Origin of the sequence: Alistipes provencensis (assembly GCF_900083545.1) — a bacterium.
Taxonomy (GTDB): Bacteria; Bacteroidota; Bacteroidia; order Bacteroidales; family Rikenellaceae; genus Alistipes; species Alistipes provencensis.
The window spans coordinates 1,008,508-1,030,803 of the sequence record NZ_LT559262.1 but is presented as its reverse complement, the minus strand read 5'-3'; the positions used below and the strand labels follow the sequence as shown (position 1 = coordinate 1,030,803).

Annotated in this window: 8 protein-coding genes; 7 read left to right on the top strand and 1 reads right to left on the bottom strand. The window is 56.2% G+C overall.

Annotated elements, in window-relative coordinates; all coding sequences use genetic code 11:
* Positions 1-2 precede the first annotated feature (2 nt).
* Positions 3-1,715 (top strand): DUF5722 domain-containing protein, encoded by a 1,713-nt coding sequence (locus BN5935_RS04070; protein ID WP_064974975.1) that lies wholly within the window; start codon positions 3-5, stop codon positions 1,713-1,715.
* Here BN5935_RS04070 and BN5935_RS04065 read toward each other — a convergent pair.
* Positions 1,657-5,529, bottom strand: a complete 3,873-nt coding sequence (locus BN5935_RS04065; protein ID WP_064974974.1) for a hybrid sensor histidine kinase/response regulator transcription factor — start codon at positions 5,527-5,529, stop codon at positions 1,657-1,659. The two genes, BN5935_RS04070 and BN5935_RS04065, sit on opposite strands and share 59 nt — an antisense overlap.
* A gap of 564 nt (positions 5,530-6,093) precedes the next feature.
* Here BN5935_RS04065 and BN5935_RS04060 point away from each other — a divergent pair.
* The 6 genes from BN5935_RS04060 (at position 6,094) to BN5935_RS04035 (ending at position 22,288) form a co-directional block, all read left to right on the top strand.
* Positions 6,094-9,186 carry a SusC/RagA family TonB-linked outer membrane protein gene (locus tag BN5935_RS04060; protein ID WP_235821003.1) on the top strand — a complete coding sequence of 1,031 codons (3,093 nt, stop codon included), beginning with the start codon at positions 6,094-6,096 and terminating at the stop codon, positions 9,184-9,186.
* A 19-nt stretch (positions 9,187-9,205) separates the two neighbouring features.
* Complete coding sequence (locus BN5935_RS04055; protein WP_064974972.1) at positions 9,206-11,092, top strand: RagB/SusD family nutrient uptake outer membrane protein; 1,887 nt, start codon at positions 9,206-9,208, stop codon at positions 11,090-11,092.
* Positions 11,093-11,124: 32 nt separating this feature from the next.
* Positions 11,125-14,220, top strand: a complete 3,096-nt coding sequence (locus tag BN5935_RS04050; RefSeq protein WP_064974971.1) for a SusC/RagA family TonB-linked outer membrane protein — start codon at positions 11,125-11,127, stop codon at positions 14,218-14,220.
* Between the two features lie 13 nt (positions 14,221-14,233).
* The gene (locus BN5935_RS04045) at positions 14,234-16,495 is read left to right on the top strand and encodes a RagB/SusD family nutrient uptake outer membrane protein (protein ID WP_082944024.1); all 2,262 of its coding nucleotides are present in this window, start codon (positions 14,234-14,236) and stop codon (positions 16,493-16,495) included.
* A gap of 69 nt (positions 16,496-16,564) precedes the next feature.
* Complete coding sequence (locus tag BN5935_RS04040; RefSeq protein ID WP_064974970.1) at positions 16,565-19,048, top strand: glycoside hydrolase family 2 TIM barrel-domain containing protein; 2,484 nt, start codon at positions 16,565-16,567, stop codon at positions 19,046-19,048.
* A gap of 90 nt (positions 19,049-19,138) precedes the next feature.
* Complete coding sequence (locus tag BN5935_RS04035; RefSeq protein WP_064976832.1) at positions 19,139-22,288, top strand: glycosyl hydrolase; 3,150 nt, start codon at positions 19,139-19,141, stop codon at positions 22,286-22,288.
* The last annotated feature ends 8 nt before the right edge of the window (positions 22,289-22,296 follow it).

Genomic DNA, 22,296 nt, shown 5'->3' with positions numbered 1-22,296 from the left:
CCATGAAAGCGAAGATTTTGTTGTTGGCCGTCACGATGACGGTATCGGGGCTGTGTCTGCAAAGTGCGGGATGCCCTTCCGGTTTCTCGGAGAAGGAGTCGGAATTAGCCGGAAATATCCGGAATTACCTGAATGCTGGGTTTCCTTGTGCCGTGACGCGGATCGATGCCGGGTTGAGGGCGATAAGGGTTTGCGGGCGGATCGAAGGCGACGGTCCGTTCAGCCTCTGTGAGCTGATGCCGTTCGGGGAGATAGGCGATGCCGGGGCGTTCCGGTGCCGGCTCGGGAACGGGAAGAAGGAACTTGTTTTCGACCGGACTTTCGACCGCTATGTAGTGCGGGACGGGGTGTCGTATGACCGCACGTTGTCTCGGTGGGTCATTGTCAGGACCGGGGACTCGGAGAATCGGCCGCTGTCGCATGCCCGCTATGCGGACCGGATCGAGCCGCAGCAGCAGACTCGGCCGTTGTCCCCTGCTTCGAAAAAGGGGTTGGGCGATGTCCATGCGGATTCGCTGATGATTTGCGATTTGGACGAGCTCGGCATTACGAGCGCTACGGTCAATATCCGGATTACGACCTTCATGTACTCCCTGTCGGGACCGGGACGGGTCGAACATACCTACGGAGGGGAAAAGTACTATTTCGATGCGGGTTATGTCCGGGCGCTCGACGAGTCGCTGAAGATTTGCCGGGACCGCCGGATCGCGGTGGCGGCGATCATCCTGATAAACAATGCAGCGTCTGCCGTCGATCCCGTGATCGGGCCGTTGCTGCAGCATCCCGATTATACGCCAGAGGGAAATTATTCGATGCCCGACATGTCCACTTTCCGCAGCGTCCAGACCTATGCGGCGGCCCTCGATTTTCTGGCGGCCCGCTATTGCCGGTCGGACGAACGTTACGGCCGGATTCATTACTGGATCATGCACAACGAGGTGGATTCGGGGCTGGAGTGGACCAATATGGGACCCGGCAAACCGGTGGAGGTTTACATGGATGCCTATGTGAAATCCATGCGTTTATGTCACAACATCGTGCGGCGCTACGATACCCATGCATGGGTGATGGCTTCGCATACCCATGCGTGGGCTGTTGCCGACAATCCGAAGACCTATGCCTCGCGGGAGATGTTGGAGATACTGAATGCCTATTGCCGCGCCGAAGGGGATTTCAAGTGGGGGCTGGCTTTTCATTGTTATCCTCACAGCCTTTACGAACCCAAGACGTGGCTCGATGAAAAGGCGCTCTATACCGAGGATACGCCGATTGTCACCTATAAAAACCTTGAGGTACTTGACCGTTGGATACGGTCGCCCCGGAACCGGTATGAAGAACGCGAAAAGCGGCCTCTCTGGCTGTCGGAGAACGGCACGAATTCGCCGAGCTACGCCGAGGGGGATCAGTGCGAACAGGCGGCGGGGTTCGCCTGGGGCTGGAAAAAGATCGCCGCGCTGGACGGGATAGACACTCATGTGTGGCATAACTGGGCGGACCATGAACAAGAGTACGGCCTGCGTATCGGGTTACGCAAGTTCCCCAAGGACGGACGGGAGCGAAAAGAGGTCTGGCATGTCTACCAAGCGGCGGGAACACCGCAGGAAGAGGCGGTGTTCCGGAAGTATTTGCCGGTGATAGGGATCAGCGACTGGAATATCATTCGTGATTTCCCCGATTCCTGTAATCTTTCGGAGATACCCCGAAATGCTTTTTGAAAATCACCGAAAAATGGGTGTAGTTGCTGAATCCCACGTTTTCGGCCACCTCATAAAGATTCCATGAACCCTCTTCGATCATCTCTGCGGCCCGCCGTAGCCGGTAGACGCGGATGAAATCGGCGGGTGCCATGTTGGTCAGTCCCTTGAGCTTGCGGTAGAAACTGGTCCGGCTGAAAGCCAGCTCGCTGGCGATGTCGTCGATATTCAGATCCATGTTGGACAGTGATTTTTCCAGCAGTTCCATCAGTTTGTCCATGAATTTCCGGTCGAACGCATTTAACCTGACCGGAAGTTCTTTTTGGGCGGTTTTCGATCGTGACGAGAAATAGTAGCTGCGCAGTTTGCTGCGATTGCGGAACTGGTTGCCGATCAGCAGCAGCAGGTATTCGACATTGAAAGGTTTGCAGACATAGGCGTCGGCACCGTGTGTCAGGCCTTCGATCTGCTCGGGCATCGAGGTTTTCGCCGTGAGCAGGATCACGGGGATATGGCTCAGGTCCGGATGCTGTTTGACCCGGGCGCACAATTCGTAGCCCGAAAGCCCCGGCATTACTACGTCGCTCAGGATCAGGTCGGGACATTCGCTCTGCAGGATCTCCCAGGCCCGGGCCCCGTCGGTGGCCTCGATCACATTGTATTCTTCGCCGAGCATCTGCCTGAAGTAGATCATCAGTTCGGTATTGTCCTCGGCTATCAGAATGGTATATTCATGTTTCCGGGCATCTCGCAGTTCCGGAGTCCGGTCGATGTCCGCAGCGGTTTCGAGTTCGCCGCCGGTTTCGGAAATACCTGCTTCTGCTTTCTCCTCCGGACGGTAGACGTCGCCGGAGGGGAGGATGAACGAGAACCGCAGGCCCGTCGGTTTCCGGAGTTCGGCAACGATCTTTCCGTGGTGCATTTCGACCAGTCGCAGGGTATAATGGAGTCCGATGCCGCTGCCCGTGTAATCGGGTTTCAGTCCTGCGGGGGATTCGATTTGCCGGTATCGGACGAACAACTCGTTCAGCTTGTCTTCGGGGACGCCCGGGCCGTTGTCGGATACGGAGATCTCCAAATATCTTTCCTGTGGGGATTCGATTTTGTAACGTTCGTGGATATCCATGATACTGCGCTCTTCGGCGACGATTTCGATCCGGCCATTCTCCGGGGTGTATTTCATGGCATTGGAGAGCAGGTTATGCATGATCTTTTCGATCTTGTCCGGGTCATACCATATCTTCAGGGGACGCTCCTGCGGGGAGAAGACGACGGATATGTTTTTCTCGGCAGCGACGATCCGGTAACTCCTGATAATGGTTTCCAGTTCGGCCGCTATGTCAGCATGGACGATCTTCAACGAGAGCATGCCGTCTTCCATCTTTCTGAAATCCAATAGTTGGTCCATCAGGCGGCGCAGTTGGCTGCAGTTCCGGTGGATCGTCGTCAGGAGCTTGCCTGCGGGACTTTCCGGATCGATCAGCCGCATGAGTTGCTGGGTCGGGGCGGAGATCAGCGTCAGGGGTGTGCGCAGTTCGTGGGAGATGTTGGTGAAAAAGGTCATCTTCATTTCGTTCACGTCCTGTTCCCGCTTGTGTTCGTTGGCTTCCAATTCCAGCCGTTCCTGCTGGAGCCGGATTTTAATACGCAGGTTGGTGAAAAACAGGATGGCGGCGGCGAGCAGCAGGATATAGATGCTCCAAGCCCACCATGTTGCCCATGGGGCGGGTTTTACGGTGATTCTCAGCGTTGCGGGAACGGAACTTTCCAGCCCGTCGCCATTGAAAGCCTTGACATGGAAAACATAGTCGCCCGGGGTGAAGTTGGAGTAGGAGGCCCGGCGGTATTCCCCGACGAAATTCCATTTTTCGTCGAATCCTTCGAGTTTGTAGGCATAAGTCAACTTGCGGGAGGTCAGGAAATCGATTCCCGAGTAGTCGATCGTGATGACCGAATGTTTGTGGGAGAGCGTGATTCCATCGGTATAGGAGATATTTCTTTTCAGTACGGAGCCTTTTTCCGCCGGAATGACGCTTTCGTTTTTGATCTTCAGGTCTTCGATCACCACGGGGGAGCGGCGGTCGTTCCGGGTCAGGATCTGGGGGTCGAAAAAGGTCAGTCCGTGATTGCCTGTGAAAAAAAGAGTGCCGTCGGAACGAAGCAGGCTCGCCTTTTCGTGGAAAAGGTTGCCTTTCGTGCCGTCGTTTTCGAAATAGTTGGTGATGGCCATGTCCCGGTCGATCCGGGATATGCCGTAGGCTGTGCTCAGCCAGATGTCGCCCAGGCGGTCCTGTTGGATACATGTGATGTCGTTGCAGGGCAATCCGTCCGCCATGCTCAGGGTGCGGTATTCCGAACCCTTGCTGTACATGAGCCCTTCGTTGTAACTGCCGAACCAGATCCGCTTCTGAGAATCTTCGAAGATATCGACGCAGTGCCGGCTGATGGCCGAGGTCTCGGGCGACGGCATTTTCATCGGTGAGACGGACATGGTTTGGGCGTCGATGGAGTAAACGTCGTTTCCGAATGCGGAAAAGAGCAGTCTGCCGTCGGAAAGCGAATAAACTTTGGAGATATTTCCGGAGTATATTTTTTCCAGTTTCCCGGAGAGGTTGCCGTTCCGGATTACGAACAGACCGCTGGCGAGTCCGAACCAAATGTTTCCGGCTCTGTCCTCCGTAATTGTCGCAGAACCGATCCCCCGGTGCGGGATGGTGCGCAGGACGGAGATTTGGCCGTTATGGTCATATGTCCCTGCCGCTAGCTGTTCCGAGCCGGCGATCCACAACCGGTTTTGGGAATCGATGAAGAGCTCTTCGACAAGGTTGTCCGCTTTGAATATCGGGGAGTTCGAAACATTGTATCGTTTGACCGTGTGGTTCTTTCCGTAGAACCAAAGGCCCCGGTAGCGTGTTCCGACCCACAGATTCTGGTGTTCGTCCTCGATGATTCGTGTGGAGAAAACATCTTTGAAAGTATCGTCGATCTCGTGATCGAGATTGAAAAAACTATGTTGGGTATTGATTACCGCAAATCCGTTGTCAAATGATCCGATCCATACGTTGTCCTGCCGGTCGACGTAACAGCACAGGGGTTCGCGCGAGTGGAGCGGTTCCGTATATTCGGGCGGATCCTGCTGGAGAGTCTGGCGGAGGGCATCGTAAAGGAATATTCCGTCGGCCGAGGTTCCGATCAGGTATTTGAGAGGTCTGATTTCCCGGATGAAATGGATGTAAGCCTTGGTCAGGGCCGGATTCGACGCCAGGATGGTTGGCGTTTCTAGGAAAGAACTTGTCGCCGGATCGAAAAGGGTGATCCCTGAACTGGTCCCGAGCATGAATATCCCTTGGGGATCGGGGCAGATGCAGGTCACGCTTTTGTCGCGGTCGAGCGCAACGGATGCCCAGCCCGATCCGGTCCGGGAGGCCAGCCCCTTGTGGGTGCCGGCCCATAGGGTTCCTGACTTATCTTCCACCAATGTACTGACCGTGGAGGACTGGAGGCTTTCGTCGGAAACCATCTCCACGCACCGGTTCTGCTGGTCAATTATTCCGAGACCCGAAGTAGTGGTAGCCCAGATCGTGCCGTGCGAGTCTTCGGTGATGGAGAGTATGTACTGGGTGCGGGGCATTTTATAGTGCAGGAACCGGTCGTGTGCAAAGTCATAACGGTTGATTCCCGTGCTGGTACCAACCCACAACTGGTGTTGGGAGTCGAGAAAAACACAATATATCATGTCGTTGTCCAGCGAGAGGGAGTCGCTTTTGTCGTGGAAGAAGTGTTTGAACTCATAACCGTTGTAGCGGTTCAGTCCTCTTGCTGTGGCGATCCACACATATCCGAGGCTATCTTGACAGAAACTCCGGACACACAGGTGGCTCAAGTTGGGCGAGGTCGCGCCGGCAGACCGGGTGATATGGTCTGGCATCATGGCGTCCCCCCCCCGGGCATTACTGGATAAGAAGTTGAACAGCAGAACACATAAAAAGGCTTTGATCGGCATAAGGTTCGGGCTTGCGTTAAAAGGTTAAGGAAAGATAAGTAATTTTTCAGAACGGAGCAACGGGGGTACCGGAAAACAAAATAATTTGAACGGATTTGCAAAGTTTGCCGGAGGGGAATCGACCGGGAAATGAAAAAAAATGAACGGAGAGCGACTCCGGGTCTATTGTTTATTGAATAATTTTGCCTTATCTGAAATCAACCTTTAAAACCCAACTTATGACAAATCCTTTTTTTATCGGTATGCCGAATTCCGGCGATTCATTTTCAAGAATCTAAAAATTGTCAACTAACCCATCATGTTATGCTAAAACTTTTACGTTCCGGAATAACATTCCTGATTCCGGTGTTATTCTCGTTTTTCTGTGTCGGGTCAGCCTTTTCCCAGGAGCGGTCGTTGACCGTTAAGGGAGTGGTGCGTGATGCCAACGGTATGGAGATGGCGGGTGTGACGGTCCTGCTCAAAAACACGGCGGTCGGTACGGTCACCGATTCGGGCGGCGCCTTTACGATCTCGGTTCCCGGCAGGGAGAGTGTGCTCGTCTTCTCTTTCATGGGCTACAAGCCCGAAGAGATGCCGGTCGGCAGCCGCCTCATGCTTGAAGTTACACTGCAGGAGGAGGCTTCGGCCATCGAAGATGTCGTTGTAGTCGGTTATGGCGTACAGAAAAAGGTCTCGGTGACCGGTTCCGTCTCTTCTGTGAGCGCCAGCGATATCAAAAAAAGTTCTTCGACGAGTTTGTCCAGTGCATTGGCCGGCCGAATCTCGGGTCTGACCTCGACCCAGTCGACGGGCGGCCAGCCCGGTGTCGATGATGCCGTGCTCTATTTGCGCGGTGCCGGTACGACCAATGTGACCAGTCCGCTGATCCTGATCGACGGCGTGCCCCGTGACAATATCCGTACGATCGATCCCAACGAAGTGGAGTCGATCTCGGTGCTGAAAGACGCTTCGGCGACGGCCGTCTTCGGAGTGCGCGGTGCCAACGGCGTCATCCTCATCACCACGCGGCGCGGTCAGGAGGGTAAAGCCAAACTTTCAATCAATGCTACGCAGAGCTTTGCCTCTTTTGCCAAGCGTCCGGAGCGTTTGCACTCGCTGGATTACCTGCGTATGCGTAACGAGGCGCTGACTAATGACGGTAAGACCGGAATCGATCCCGAATTGACGGCCATGTATGAGAATCCGCTCAAGGGGCTTGATCCCAATGATCCGGACTACGCCACGAAAGCGGCCAACCGCCGATATCTCTATCCGGATATCGACCAATACCGTGCGATGTTCAAGCAGTTTGCGCCCCAGACTACGGTCAACGCCAATGTCTCGGGCGGTACGAAACGGCTTTCCTATTTTGTCAATGTGGGCTACACCTATCAGGGCGGTCACCTGAAGACTGAACCCAAATCGAAGTTGGGCTACGATGCCTCGATGCGCATGAACCGTTGGAGTTTCCGCTCGAACCTCGACTACAAGCTGGCCGAGTCGCTGAAGGCGTCGTTGAATCTGGGTACCTATATTGAGACGGTCGGTATGCCGGGCTATTCAGGGGCCGGATTCGGTGATCCTCAGGTGATGACAGGTGCCATGTTCTTCTACTCTTCACTGATGCTTCCGCTGTCGCCCGGTCCGCTGACGCTTCCCGGACACGGGGTGGGAATCCCCGGAGGAGGCTTTCTGGGTGCCTATTCGCCGGTGACCGGCGGTACCTATCTCGGCGTTTCCGGTTACGAATATGCCAATGGATTCGGATATCACAACCGGGTCAATACTAACCTGAATTCCACTTTCGCTTTGGAATGGGACTTGGGCAAACTCGTGACCAAAGGACTCGTACTGCGTGGCATGATCTCCTATGATGCAGTTTCGCAGACATCGACCGAAGGCGTCAAGCGCAGCAAGAACTACGCCCTTCAGGTGGGCAGCGATGGCGAGTCGTTCAACTACATGCACTCTTTCACCGACGACATCAACATGATCGTCTACAAGGGCGCCGGCACGTCGTACAAGATCAACATGCAGGCGATCCTCTCCTATAACCGTACGTTCGGCCGACATACGGTCGGTGCCACGTTCGTGGCCCAACGCGACCATTGGGAGTCGGGCGGCGGCGAAATGCCCTACAATGTCGTGGGTATCGCAGCGCGTGCCACCTACGATTACGACAACCGCTATTTTGCCGAGTTCAACCTCGGATACAACGGTTCGGAACAGTTCTCTCCCGCGAAGCGTTTCGGTGTCTTCCCCGCGGTGTCTGCCGGCTGGGTGGTCAGCAATGAAGCGTGGCTGAAGGACAACAATGTCTTGACCAATCTCAAACTGCGTGCCTCCTACGGCAAGGTCGGCAACGACCAGATGAACGCCGCGCGTTTCATGTACCTCGACCAGATCTCGGTGGCTGGCGGCGGCTATCTTCCCAGCCTGGGTCTGGGACAGCGTATCAACGAAGCGATTGTCGGTAATACCGGCATCACATGGGAAACGGCTTCGAAATACAACATCGGTGTCGATGTGGGGCTTTTCCGCGATTTCTCGCTTTCGGTAGACCTGTTCCGCGAGGATCGTAACGATATTCTTACGCAGCGCAATACCATTCCTGCGTTTCAGGGTATCACGGCGTCGCAGCTGCCCCGTGTCAACATGGGCGAGGTCGAGAATAAGGGCGTTGAGTTTGAAGTCAGCTATAACAAGCAGATCGGAAAGGACTTGTACCTGATGGTTCGCGGTAATTTCGGCCTGAACCGGAACGAGGTGAAGTTTGCCGACGAGATCCCTCTCGGCGAAGGGTATGCCTATCAGTACCGCAAGACCGGTTATTCGCTCGGTCAGGAGTTCGGCTACCTGATCGACCGGTCGAACAACGGTGGGTACTGGACCAAGGAGACGCTCGCGTCGACGGACCTCGTGTATGATTTCGGTACGCCCCGTCCCGGTGACTTCGTTTACCGCGACCTCAACAAAGACGGTCATATCAATGAACGCGACATGGCGCCGATCGGTAACGGTACCGTTCCGCGCCGCACCTATGGCCTTTCGCTCGGACTGACCTGGAAGGGTATCGACTTCAGTGTCTTCTTCCAGGGATTGGGCGGCTTCCATTCGGTTTATCTGGGCAATATGGCGACCGAGACTTCTCTGGAAGGTTCCTATTTCAACTGGCATCGCCATGCGTGGACCGAGGAGCGCTGGAAGAACGGCGAGAAGATCACTTACCCGGCTTTGGGAACGTCGAATAACACCAATCATCAGCGGAACGACTTTTTCATTCAGGACAAGACCTTCCTGCGGCTCAAGAACATGGAGATCGGCTACACGATTCCCGCACACCTGCTGCGCCGGGCCGGCATTACGAACCTTCGCGTCTTCCTGAGCGGCCAGAATCTGGTCACTTGGTCGCGGCTGCTGGCCGATCACCTCGATCCGGAGCCTTTGAACCCGATGCACTATCCGCTGACCCGGATGTTCAACATCGGTGTAAACCTTTCTTTCTAACCCGAGGAATACCAAGATTATGAAATTGACGAAATTATATCGTACAGCGGCGGGCCTGCTCGCTTTGGCGACGGTGAGCGCCTGTGAAAGCGCCCTGGACATGGCTCCCGACGGATATGTCTCCATCCCGCAAATTTTTCAGGACAACGAGCAGACGGGCGCCTGGCTGAATACTTGTTATGAATACATTCCCGAAATGGGTATCAAGTTCCATTACTGGTCGCGCGGTCTGGTGGTTTGGAGCGATGAGGCATGGGACAGCGACGAAGGGGCTGGTCTGATGTCGGGCTTGCTTTATAAAGGGCAGGCTTCGGCCGACAACCACCCGATCGTGAATCTCAGCGCTAATTTCGGCAACGGCGACTATTGGAACCGTTATTGGGCCGCTATCCGCAAGTGTGCCGTCTTTCTGAGCTACATTGACGGTGCTAATGTTACCTCTCAGTCCGACAAAATGCGCTGGAAAGCCGAGGCGCACATACTCCGGGCCTATTATTACAGCGAATTGCTGCGCTGGTACGGTACCGGCTTGCCCATCGTCCGCGAGGCTTATGCGCTGGACACCGACTTCGGCAAGGTCGCCAAGCCGAGTTTCTACGAATCGGTGCAGTTCGTGATCGAGGACTGCAACGCGGCGCTGGCGATTTCCCAGCTGCCGTGGCGCATCACGACTACCGCCGAGGCGGGCCGCATGACCAAGGCCGTGGCCGAAGCGATTCGCGCCCGCATGATTCTCTATGCGGCCAGTCCGCTCTATAACGACGGACAGGACCATTGGGATGAGGCTTACCGTATTACCAAGGAGGCGGTGACCAATCTCAAAAAGAACGGTTACACACTTTACAACAAGGTCAACTATCCGGAGTTCAAAGAGGCGACCGCTTTTCTGCCCAACGACGGAGCGGCGCTTTACAACGAGTATTTCACCTCGACGATGGAATACACCGCCGATCCGGTCGATCGTGAGACCATTTACCAGAACAGGGCGGATCAGGGTGCGGTCTTCCAGATGGACGGCATCGGAATTAATGGGGACAAGTCGGGAACCAATCCTTCGCAGGAGCTGGTCGATTGCTATGAGACTGTCGACGGCAAGACTATTCTCAATCTGGCGAACCCTTACGCGGATGAAACGCATCTGGAGCCTAATTACAATCCGGATAACAGCACCTACGATCCGCAGAATCCATATGAGAACCGCGATCCGCGTTTTTATGCCTCGATCTATTACAACGGTTCGAAGCGCCACTGTTATTGGAAAGTCACCGAGGACCCGAAGTGCATCGAGAACTATCCGGGCGAGCCCGGTACCCGCACGCGTATCATCGCTACCTATCCCGAGGAGCCCTTCACGGGCCTTATGGGAGCCGGTCAGGGGGCGCAGCGGACCCGGACGGGGTATTATGAACGTAAGTTCCTCCATCCATACGCGGCGCCGACCTATCCGGGTGGAGTCGGGGCGAATTTCAAGATGTTCCGTTTGGGAGAGGTGATCCTCAATTTCGCTGAGGCTGCTGCCGAGGCCGGGCACGGGGACGAGGCCATCGTGGCCGTGAACGAGATACGCAGCCGTGTCGGCATGCCGGGGCTGGATGCCGGGCTGAGCGGCGATGCACTGATGCTGCGCATCCGCAACGAGCGTCGTGTCGAGCTGGCCATGGAGGGCTTCCGCTATTACGACGTACGCCGCTGGTCACTTCCTTCCGGAGACCTTTCGAAGACCGACCGTTACCTGACGGCCGTGCGTGTTACACGGAACGGAGACAACGATTATTCCTATACCCGTCAACTGGTCGGGGAGCGGTTGTGCTACCAGAACAAATTCCTGTGGCTGCCTATCCCGCTGAGCGAGGCGAACCTCATGACGACGCTGACGGGCGTGAATTGGCAGAATCCCGGATGGTAACGGGCAGTAATCTCTAAAACGAATTAACGATTATGAGACAGATAATCAAGCTTATCACAATATTCAGCGTTTGCCTGTTCGCTGCCGGCCGGCTTCTTGCCGCGGAGCAGGAAACCATTGTCAAGGGCCAGGTGCTCGATAATGACGGCACTCCGCTGGCGGGCGTGATGGTCCGCGCAGACGATCATCAGGGTGCGGCGTTGACCGATGCCGACGGCTTCTATTCGATCACCGTGCCGGACGGGACGAAGCAACTGCTTTTCTACCTGCCGGGCTATCGTTCCGAACGGGTGACCGTGGCGGACGTACGGGACAGCATCGTTCTGAAACGCGCCGAGACCTTCGATCTCGAAGAGCACGTTTACATGGGCCATACCGTTCAGCGGAAAGGCGATATCTCCGGATCGGTGGCTTCGGTCAGCGGGAAGGAGCTCGCCAAGTCGCCCACGAGCAACCTTTCGATGGCTATGGCGGGGCGGTTGCAAGGTCTGCTTATGCAGGAGTCTTACTCCGAACCCTCGCGGGCCAATACGGGTATGTATGTGCGCGGCATCTCTTCGATACGCGCCAACCAACCCGTCGTCGTGATCGATGGGATGGTCATCAGCTACAATATGCTCCAGACCTTCGACTACATCAGTGCCGAGGAGATCGAGTCAGTGACCGTGCTCAAGGATGCGGCATCGTTGGCGCTGTACGGCATCCAGGGCGCCGACGGCGTGTTGGTCATTACGACCAAGCGCGGTCGTCAGGGTGATTTGAAGATTGGTGTGCGGCTGGATCAGACGTTCCAGCAGATGACGACGAAACCCGCTTTCATCAATTCGGCCGAATATGCGTCGTTGCGCAACGAGGCGGCCTTCAACGATGGTCTGGGAGAGAATTACTATTACTCCGATGAGCAGATCACGGCATTCCGCACGGGTTCGGACCGTAACCTCTATCCCGACAATGACTGGCGGGATATGTTCCTGAAGAACGTCAGCAGCATGCAGCGTGTCGGTGTGGATATCTCGGGCGGTAGCGACAAGGTGCTTTATTACACCAATGTCAACCTGATGCATCAGGGAGGTTTCTACAATACCGATCAGGACGAATACAAATCCAACAATAATTTCATCTGGGCCAACGTGCGCTCGAACGTGGACCTCAAGGTCAACAAGTTCCTGAGCGCCTCGCTCCGTCTGGCGGGCAATATCAAGCGTGAGCGTACGCCCGGCGGAGGTTTTCTGGCCGACATCTATCCGTTGCTCTATTCGGTTCCGTCGTCGGTTTACGGTCCGACCGTGCCTGTGGTCGATCCGGTGACGGGGGAGCCTGTGGCGGGCGGCGGCGGAGTCGTTGTGACGGACAAGATACAGACCACGCCCTACGGTCAGATCAACCGTGCGGGATTCGTGCGCCATACGGTTACCAATATCTACGCGCAGTTTGCCCTGAACGCTGATTTGAGCTTTATCACGCCGGGCCTGAAGGCGGGCGGTTCGTTCGGTTACCGGACCAACTCGGTCAACAGCCTCTCCACGTCGCAGACCTATGAAAAATGGATTCGTTCCACGGACGGCACGTTCTCGAAATACGGAAGCGACATTAACGGTAACCTCACCTATGGCAAGACTTCGTCGATGTATTACCAGCTTGATTATCGCGGTATGCTGGGTTACGACCGGCAGTTCGGCCGGCACAAGGTGGGCGCCATGGCCTATCTCTTCTATCAGGATCTTTCGACGGAAGAGACGGCCATGCCGGGATTGCTCCCTTACCGGAAGCTGGTCAGCGGATTTGAGGCGAACTATAATTTCGATGACCGTTACCTGCTCAAGTTCGACGTGGGTTATTCCGGGTCGGAACAATATGCCCGGGCTCATCGTTTTGTAGCCACGCCGGCTTTTTCGGCGGCATGGGTCGCCTCCAATGAGGCGTTCCTGAAAGACGTTTCGTGGCTGAGCCATCTCAAGTTCCGCGTCGCCTGGGGGCAGACTGCTACCGAGCGTTCCGGGCTGGGTCGTTATGCCTATCTGGACAATGTGACGCTGGTTGCCGGCGGCAGTATCCCCGCGTTCTCCAATACCGTGACCGAAACGCAGGTAGGCAGCCCTGATATCGCCCCTGAGATATCTGAGAAATTCAATTTCGGTGTGGACCTCTCGCTTTTCGACAATCTTTCGCTGTCGTTCGAACTCTTCCGCGACCGGATGGACAATATGGTCGTTCCGGGTGCTGCGACGACTCCCTCGTATCAGGGTGTACCGCTGGAGTACCTGCCGGCAACCAACTCGGGCGAGTTCGAGAGCAAGGGATATGAGGTGAGCCTGCATTATTCGAAAGCCTTTAAGAACGGGCTGAAGATCGATGTCGGCGGCTGGCTGACCTATACGGAGAACAAGGTCATCCGCAGCGGCGAGACCGAAAAAAACGCCGACTATGCCTATCGGAGATGGCAGGAGGGATTTCCCCACGGGCAGGAATTCGGTTACCTGCTCGACCGCAGCAACGGCTCTCCGTTCTACAACACACCGGAAGAGCTTGCCCAGAGCGGTCTTACCTATGAGTTCGGTACGCCCCGTGTCGGCGACCTGAAATATCTCGACCTGAACAAGGACGGGGTGATCAACGAGTGTGACAAGGCTCCCATCGGTACCGGTTCCATTCCGCGAGTCTATTATGCTTTCTTCGCCGAAGCCAAGTACAAATCGTTCGACCTGAGCCTGCTGTTTCAGGGTGTCGGCAAATATTCCACGACCTTCAGCGGGGCGGGTATCTACGAATACGATTACGACGGTGTGTTCGGTTCGCTGCACCGTAACGCGTGGACCGCGGAACGCGCCCGCAGCGGCGCGCGTATCGACTACCCGGCGCTGTCGACCCAGAAGAACACCAACCACGAGACCAGCGAGTTCTTTCTCTACGATCGTTCCTACCTGCGTCTGAAGAATATTGAACTGGGTTACACGCTGCCCCGCAAATGGGCCGGAGCCATCTCGGCCGAGAACCTGCGGTTGAGTTTCAGCGTGCAAAACCCGTTCACATGGGATAATATGAAATCGTCCGACTTCGGTCCCGAGGGTAGTTTTCTTTCCGTTCCGGTCTACCGGTTTTATAGCGTCAAACTCTCTCTGAACTTCTAAATCTACCGAACAGATGAAAAAGATATTGTATTATATTTTGCTCGTCGTGATTTGCCTGGCCTCGTCCTGCAACGATGTCATGGACCTTCCCTACGACGGACGTACCTCCCTCGATGCGCTCTTCTCCGAGCGCCGGGGAGTGAGGGCCTATCTCAATTCGTGCTATGGATACTGCCCGGCCCCCTATATGGACCGCTCGTCGCTGACCGACGAGGCACAGGACGCCGACGATATTCTGGCCGGTTCGCGCTATGCCGCATGGTACACCGACGCTGTGAGCGCTTCGAACTATGCCTCTTACTCTACCGACGGCAGTCCGTGGGCGGGACTTTATCAGGGTATTCGCCATTGTAACGTGTTCCTCGAGCGTATCAAAGACGTCGATCCTGCCCTGATCCAGTCCAATGACGACGAGGTGGGCGGCTGGACCGCTCAGGCGCATGTACTGCGTGCGCTCTACTACCTGCAGCTCATCAAGCGCTACGGCGATGTGCCGCTGTTGAAGAACACCTACGAACAGGACCATGACTATACGGAAGACGCTCGGGCTCCCTTTTCCGAGGTGGTCCGGTTCATCGTCGAGGATTGCGATGCGGCGCTTGCTTACAGCGAGACGGCTTTCGGCTGGGGTATTCCCGAAGCGTCGTTCGGGATCATGACCCGCGCCGTTCCCTATGCCATCAAATCACAGGCCGTGACCTATGCCGCCAGCCCGCTGTGGTCCGACGGGACGTATGACTGGGAAGATGCCCTCGAGGTCAACCGTGAGGCACTCTCCGTGCTGCTGACCCACGATTACAAGCTCTTTGACAATGTTCCTTCGCCCGGTATCGCACAGAATCCCTACGCGCTCTATTTCATCACCAGTTCCGATGACCGCCGTTCGACCGACAAGGAGACCATCCTTCAGGTCGGCGCTCAGATGGAGGTATGGCGTCAGGCCGGTCTGCTCTCCACGCCCGGTCAGCTCAAGGCTGGCCCGTGCCCTTCGCAGGAACTGGTCGATTGTTACGAAACGGCCGACGGGCAGCCCGTGCTCAATCTGGCGAATCCCTATACGGACGATACGCACCGGCAGCCCAATTACAATCCAGACAACAGTACCTACGATCCGCAGAATCCCTATGAGAACCGCGATCCGCGTTTCTATGCCTCGATCTATTACAATGGTGCGCAGCGAGTGCTGGGCGACGCAGACGGTGACCGGAAGGAGTTCCTGATGGAATTCCAGGATCCTCCTTACAACGATGTGACACTCAACTATATGTCCGAATGGGAGGGATACAAGGATGTTTGGACGGTTCTTACTTCAGGCGGCGATCCCTATGCCTATTTCAAACCGGTGAACTTCGGCATCGACTGGGACCGCCTGAAAAAGATGACCTTTTCGTTCTATTATCTGACCGATGAGACGACGGACCGTTTCCGCAATCTGGGATTCTTCTTCGTGGTGGACGGCGCGATCGACCCGGCCAAACGGCTTGAACTCGGAGACCTCGCGCCTACGAATGGCCAGGTCGTGGAGTTCTCGTTCGACATGACCGAGCACATGAAGAACAATTTCGCCGATTCGTGGGGCTCCGATTCGTACATTCGCTTCGATTTTCTGGAGCAGGAGGCTGCTGCCTACATGGTGATGGCTTCGATCAAGATCACGATCGAATACGAGGAGTCGGAAGTCGAGGTTGATCCCAATGTCTATACCTATGTCGGCTCTACCGATGGCATCTCGACGAATAACCGCCGTAGTACCCGCACGGGTTATTACATGCGTAAGTTCAACAACTGGCAGTCGAACGTGAGCAACAATGCCGATGGTGCCATCCGCCTGTTCCGTCTGGCCGAGATATACCTCAATTTCGCCGAAGCGGCTTATCAGGTCAAGGGCCCCGACGGGACGGTCGATGTAGCCGGAACCCAGGCTTCGGCCCGCGATGCCGTGAATTTCGTCCGTGCGCGTGCCGGGATGCCCTCGCTGCCTGCCGGAATGTCGAAAGACGAGTTCGAGCTCCGCTACCGCAATGAACGTCGTGTGGAGCTGGCCTTCGAGGAACACCGTTTCTTCGACGTGCGGCGCTGGAAGGTGCTGGACAAGACGGACAAATGCGTGACCGGAATGAAAATTACGAAGAAGGATGCCGGTTATGCATACGAACGCATCAGCTTCCCCCGCTCGAATTGGAGGGATAAATACTATATCTATCCGATCGATCAGGATGAAGTGAACAAGATGCAGGAATTTACCGGGGGCAACTGGCAGAACCCGGGCTGGTAACGGCCGATCTCCGGCACGGCGCCATGTTCGTCGCCGTGCCGGATTTCCCGATAAATGACAAAACGCTGAATGAAACGATTATCTTTTACCGCGATTTTTTTACTGACCGCTTTTTCCGCATTTGCCGCACGGACGGAATTCAAACTGGAAAAGGGGTGGAGGTTTACCCGGGAAGACCGGGCCGAAGCCGTTCGTCCGGATTTTGACGATTCGGGCTGGCAGCGTGTGACGGTTCCGCACGACTGGGCGATTTACGGGCCTTTCGACATCAACAATGATCCGCAGTTCGTGGCTATCGAGCAGGACGGCGAGACCGTTCCGTCGCTCAAGGCCGGACGCACCGGGGGATTGCCCGTTGTCGGTACCGGCTGGTACAGGATTCGTTTCGATGCGCCGGATTTCGCAGTCGGGAAACGGGCAGGTATTCTTTTCGACGGTGCCATGAGCAATGCCCAAGTCTATCTCAACGGAGAGAAACTTGGCTACTGGCCCTATGGATACGGTAGCTTCCAACTGGATGCGACCCGGTTGTTGAAGCCGGCGGATAATGTGTTGGCCGTACGGTTGGAGAATTATCCCGAGTCCTCCCGGTGGTATCCGGGGGCCGGGTTATACCGAAATGTGCATGTGGTCGTTTCGGAGGCGGTCCGCATCCCGTTGTGGGGAATCCGCCTCACGACACCCGAGATTCGTCCGGACTATGCGAAGGTGCGGGTGCAGGCGGATGTCGAATTGCCGGCGGGAACGGATTCGCGGCTGGTGTTGAAAACGCTTCTTCGGGATGCCGGGGGACGGACTGTTTCGGAGGCCGAAACAACGCTTTCCAAATACGATGGCGGAACCTTCTGTCAGGATTTGGTCATTGATGCTCCGCGGTTGTGGTCGCCCGATGCCCCCGACTTGTATGAGGCCGAACTCCGGCTCTATGCCGATGGGCAACTTCAGGAGATCCGACTGGTTACGTTCGGTATCCGCGAATTGAAGATTGTCCCGGACCGGGGCATGTTCCTGAACGGACAACCGATCAAGTTCAGGGGGGCTTGCCTGCACCATGACCTCGGGCCGTTGGGCGCTGCGGTCAACGTCAGTGCGCTGCGTCGTCAGCTGTCGATCCTCAAGGAGATGGGGGCCAATGCCATCCGCACCGCGCATAATATCCCGGCTCCGGAACTGATCGAATTATGTGATCGGATGGGGTTAATGGTGATGGTGGAGACGTTCGACGAGTGGCGTGCTCCCAAGATGAAGAACGGTTACCACCTCTATTTCGACGAGTGGGCCGAACGGGATCTGACCAATACGGTCCGGCGTTTCCGCAACCACCCGTCGGTGGTGATGTGGTGCATCGGCAACGAAGTTCCCGACCAGAGCAGCTACGAGGGAGCGAAAATTGCCCGCTGGTTGCAGGATATCTGCCATCGGGAAGATCCGACGCGGCTTGTCACCATGGGGATCGACCGGGTGCAGGATGCTATCGACACCCATTTTGCGGCCATTATGGACGTAGTGGGCTTTAACTACCGGACTCATCTCTATACGAAGGCATATCACGAGCTTCCTCAGCAAATACTGATGGGTTCCGAGACCGCTTCTGCATTCAGTTCGCGGGGAACCTACCATTTTCCGGTGGAACGTACCACGAACAAAGTCCGTCCGGACAACCAGTCGTCGGGCTACGATCTGGATTGCGGCAGTTGGTCCAATCTGCCCGAAGACGATTTTGTGCTGCATGACGATTATGACTGGTGTATCGGTGAGTTTGTATGGACGGGGTTTGATTATCTGGGTGAACCTACGCCCTACCACGAGATATGGCCTAACCACAGTTCGTTGTTCGGCATTGTCGATTTGGCCGGACTGCCCAAGGACCGCTATTACCTCTATCGGAGCCATTGGCGGCCCGAGGAAGAGACTTTGCATGTCCTGCCCCATTGGACCTGGCCCGGCCGCGAAGGGGAGGTGACGCCCGTATTCGTCTATACGAACTATCCTTCTGCTGAACTGTTTGTCAACGGGAAGAGTCAGGGGCGTATTGCTAAGGATACGACGATGACACAGGCCGCGACCGACAGCGAAGAGGCCGCCCGGGGACTTTGGCGCCAGCGCCGTTACCGGCTGATGTGGATGGATGTGAAATATGAACCCGGTACGCTGAGGGTGGTGGCTTATGATAAGAACGGGCAACCGGCGGCCGAAACCGAAGTACATACGGCCGGTGAGCCCTATCGGCTGGAGCTTGCGGTCGACAGGCAAACCATTCGTCCCGATGGTAAGGACCTTTCGTTCATCACGGTACGGGTGGTGGACCGGGACGGCAATCTCTGTCCGGATGCCGATCCGGAGATCTCGTTCCGGGTTACCGGGGTTGGAGTGTTCCGGGCGGTTTCGAACGGAGATCCGACCTGTTTGGAGCCGTTCCACCATCCGCGGATGAAGGCTTTCAAGGGACAGCTCGTGGCGATTGTCCAGTCGGGGGAACATCCCGGGAAGATCGGGTTCGAGGCGTCGGCCGGGAGCCTGCGCAAAGCGCGGTTGGAGATTTCTGTAAAATAATCCTCCGGATGGCGTTGTGTATTCCGGATAATGTCGTTATTTTGATATTCCTTTCAGGGATGATAGACCTGTAAACATACTTTCTCTATGATGAAACGAATCTTATTGCTGATGATGTTGGCCGTAGCGGCCTTTTCGGTTTCATGTCGTGAAACGGCCTGCGACGGCCCTTCGATGGAACAGATGCGTAATGCGTTCCGGAGTGTGCCCGATGAAACGCCGTTGGCCGTCTACTGGTACTGGGTGTCGGACAACATCTCCGAGGAAGGGGTGGTTCGGGACCTCGAGTCCATGAAGGAGGTCGGTATCAACCGTGCCTTTATCGGCAACATTGGCATCGGCGATCAACCTTATGGGGAGCATCAGCTCTTTTCGCCGGAGTGGTGGCGTGTGATGCACGCTGCGTTGAAGCGTGCTGGGGAGCTCGATATAGAGATCGGTATTTTTAATAGTCCCGGGTGGAGTCAGTCGGGAGGTCCCTGGGTCGAACCGCAGCAGAGCATGCGTTATCTGGCGTCGGCGCAGACCGTTATCGAAGGCCCGGCTTTGTTCGAGGGCCCCCTCCCGGAGGTGGGGGCTGATGCGAAGGATGTGCGGGTCATCGCCTATCCATTGCCCGGGACGGCCGAAAGCGATACGAAACGGGCGGTGAAGCATGACGGAGAGGAGTTGCGTCTGGACTGGAACGTGTCGGGAGAGCAGCCGATGCGTAGCCTTACGATTTGGGTGGACAGGCCGATCCTTACGTCGGCGGAGCTTTACTGCCGGGAAAACGGAGGATACAGGTTGCTGAAGCGGTTTGCCATCGACAGAAGCAATTTGCAGATGAACGTCGGGTTTGACCCTCTGGCCCCGATCGTCGTCTCCCTTCCCGAAACACTTTCGACAGCTTACCGGTTGGTCGTTCCGGCGCCGGGCAGCGCTGTTTTTAAAGCTATGCTGTCGTCTCTTCCGCAGGTGGAACGCTTCCCGGAAAAGACGCTTGCAAAGATGTTCCAGACGCCGCTTCCCATGTGGCATGACTATCTTTGGGAACCTCAGCCCGTCGTACAGGAATCGCTGCCGGTCGATCCGGGTGCAGTGAAGGATATTACCGCAAGTTTCAGCGACGGAACGTTGCGTTGGGAAGTCCCTGCCGGGAAATGGCGGGTGGAGCGCCTGGCCATGCGTTCTACGACCGTGACGAACGGTCCGGCCAGCCCCGAGGGACTGGGGCTTGAGATCGATAAGATGAGCAAGAAGCATGTGGCGAGCCATTTCGATGCCTTTATCGGAGAGATACTGCGCCGTATTCCGGCAGAGGATCGCCGGACCTTCAAAGTGGTTGTGCAGGATAGTTACGAGACCGGAGGGCAGAATTGGACCGACGATATGGCGGAGCGTTTCGAGGAGACCTATGGTTACGATCCGCTTCCTTATCTTCCGGTTTTGCATGGGACGGTTGTCGGGAGCCAAGATATCTCCGACCGTTTCCTTTGGGATCTTCGCCGGCTCATCGCCGACCGTGTCTCTTATGATTATGTCGGCGGGTTGCGGGAGGAGAGCCATAAACACGGCCTGACGACCTGGCTGGAAAATTACGGCCATTGGGGTTTTCCGGGCGAGTTTCTGCAATATGGCGGACAGTCCGATGAAGTGGCCGGGGAGTTCTGGAGCGAGGGCTCGCTGGGTGACATCGAGAATCGGGCGGCGTCATCTTGTGCGCACATTTACGGGAAGCGCCGCGTGTGGGCCGAATCGTTCACCGCGGGGTTGCAGGGCTTCAGCCGCTACCCCTACCTGATGAAACAGCGCGGCGACCGTTTCTTTGCCGAAGGCATCAACAGTACGCTGCTGCATGTCTATATTCATCAGCCTTACGAAGACTGCTTCCCGGGTATGAGCTCCTGGTTCGGCAATGAATTCAATCGGAAAAACACATGGTTCAGCCAGTTGGATGCCTTTGTCGATTACCTCAAGCGGACCGGCTATCTGTTGCAGCAGGGACGTTATGTGGCTGATGTGGCCTATTTTATCGGGGAGGATGCGCCGAAGATGACGGGCGTGTGCGATCCGGCGCTTCCGAACGGCTATTCGTTCGATTATATCAATGCAGAGGTGCTGTTGAAACATTCGAAGGTACGGGACGGACGGCTTGTGCTGGACGGCGGGATGGAGTACCGCGTGCTGGTGCTGCCGAAGCTCCGTACCATGCGTCCCGAACTGCTCGATGCGATCGAACGGATGGTTCGTGCCGGACTGACCGTGCTTGGCCCGGCACCGGAGCGATCGCCCGGTTTGGCCGGATACCCCGGGGCGGATGAACGGGTGAAAAAGACTGCGGAACGGATGTGGCCCTCCGAGGCTGCGGTGAAATATAACGTTTACGGCAAAGGGTGCGTTTTTGGCGACGGTTGTTCGCTGGAGGAGGTTTTCGCATTTCTTTCGATGCGGCCCGACTGCCGCATCGAGGGGCAGAATATGGATATCCGGTTCATCCATCGGGCAACGGAGCAGGGTGACGTCTATTTCTTGTCGAACCAGCAGGAACGCAAGGTCGTGTTTGAGGCCGCCTTCCGGACGGAGAGCGGTGCACCGGAACTGTGGGATGCCTTGACCGGCGGCATTCGTCAACTGCCCGGGTTCTCGCGGCAGGACGGGATTACGACAGTTCCGTTGGAACTGGAACCATATGGCAGTGCGTTCATTGTCTTCGACCGGAAGAAAGAGGCCCGGCCGTCATCTGTGGGGAATTTTCCCGGAGCGACCGTGCTGGCCCGGGCCGAGGGTCCGTGGAAGGTGACTTTCGAAGGGCTGGATGCTCCCGAGGGTCCGGTCGTATTCGATCGGCTTTGTGATTGGACGGCGGCGGACGATCCGCGTATCCGCTATTTCTCCGGAACGGCCCGTTACAAGACCTCTTTCGAGGTTGAAAGCGTCGGTCCCGGCGTTGTCTATGTGAATCTGGGCAAGGTGATGGTCATGGGACGGGTTTACCTGAACGGCGTTTGTGCCGGAGGAACGTGGACGCCCCCTTATCGGGTCGATGTTTCTGGTTTGGTACGGAAAGGTGAAAATACGCTGGAGGTCGAGGTGGCGAACAACTGGATGAACCGGTTGATCGGTGACCAGCGGTTGTCGCCCGGACAGCGCAAGACTTGGACGCCCGTCAACCCGTGGACCGCATCTTCGGAGTTGCAGTCTTCCGGACTGCTCGGACCGGTGGTCGTCGAGGAGTTCGATTATGAGATTGTAAAATAGGAGAGTAG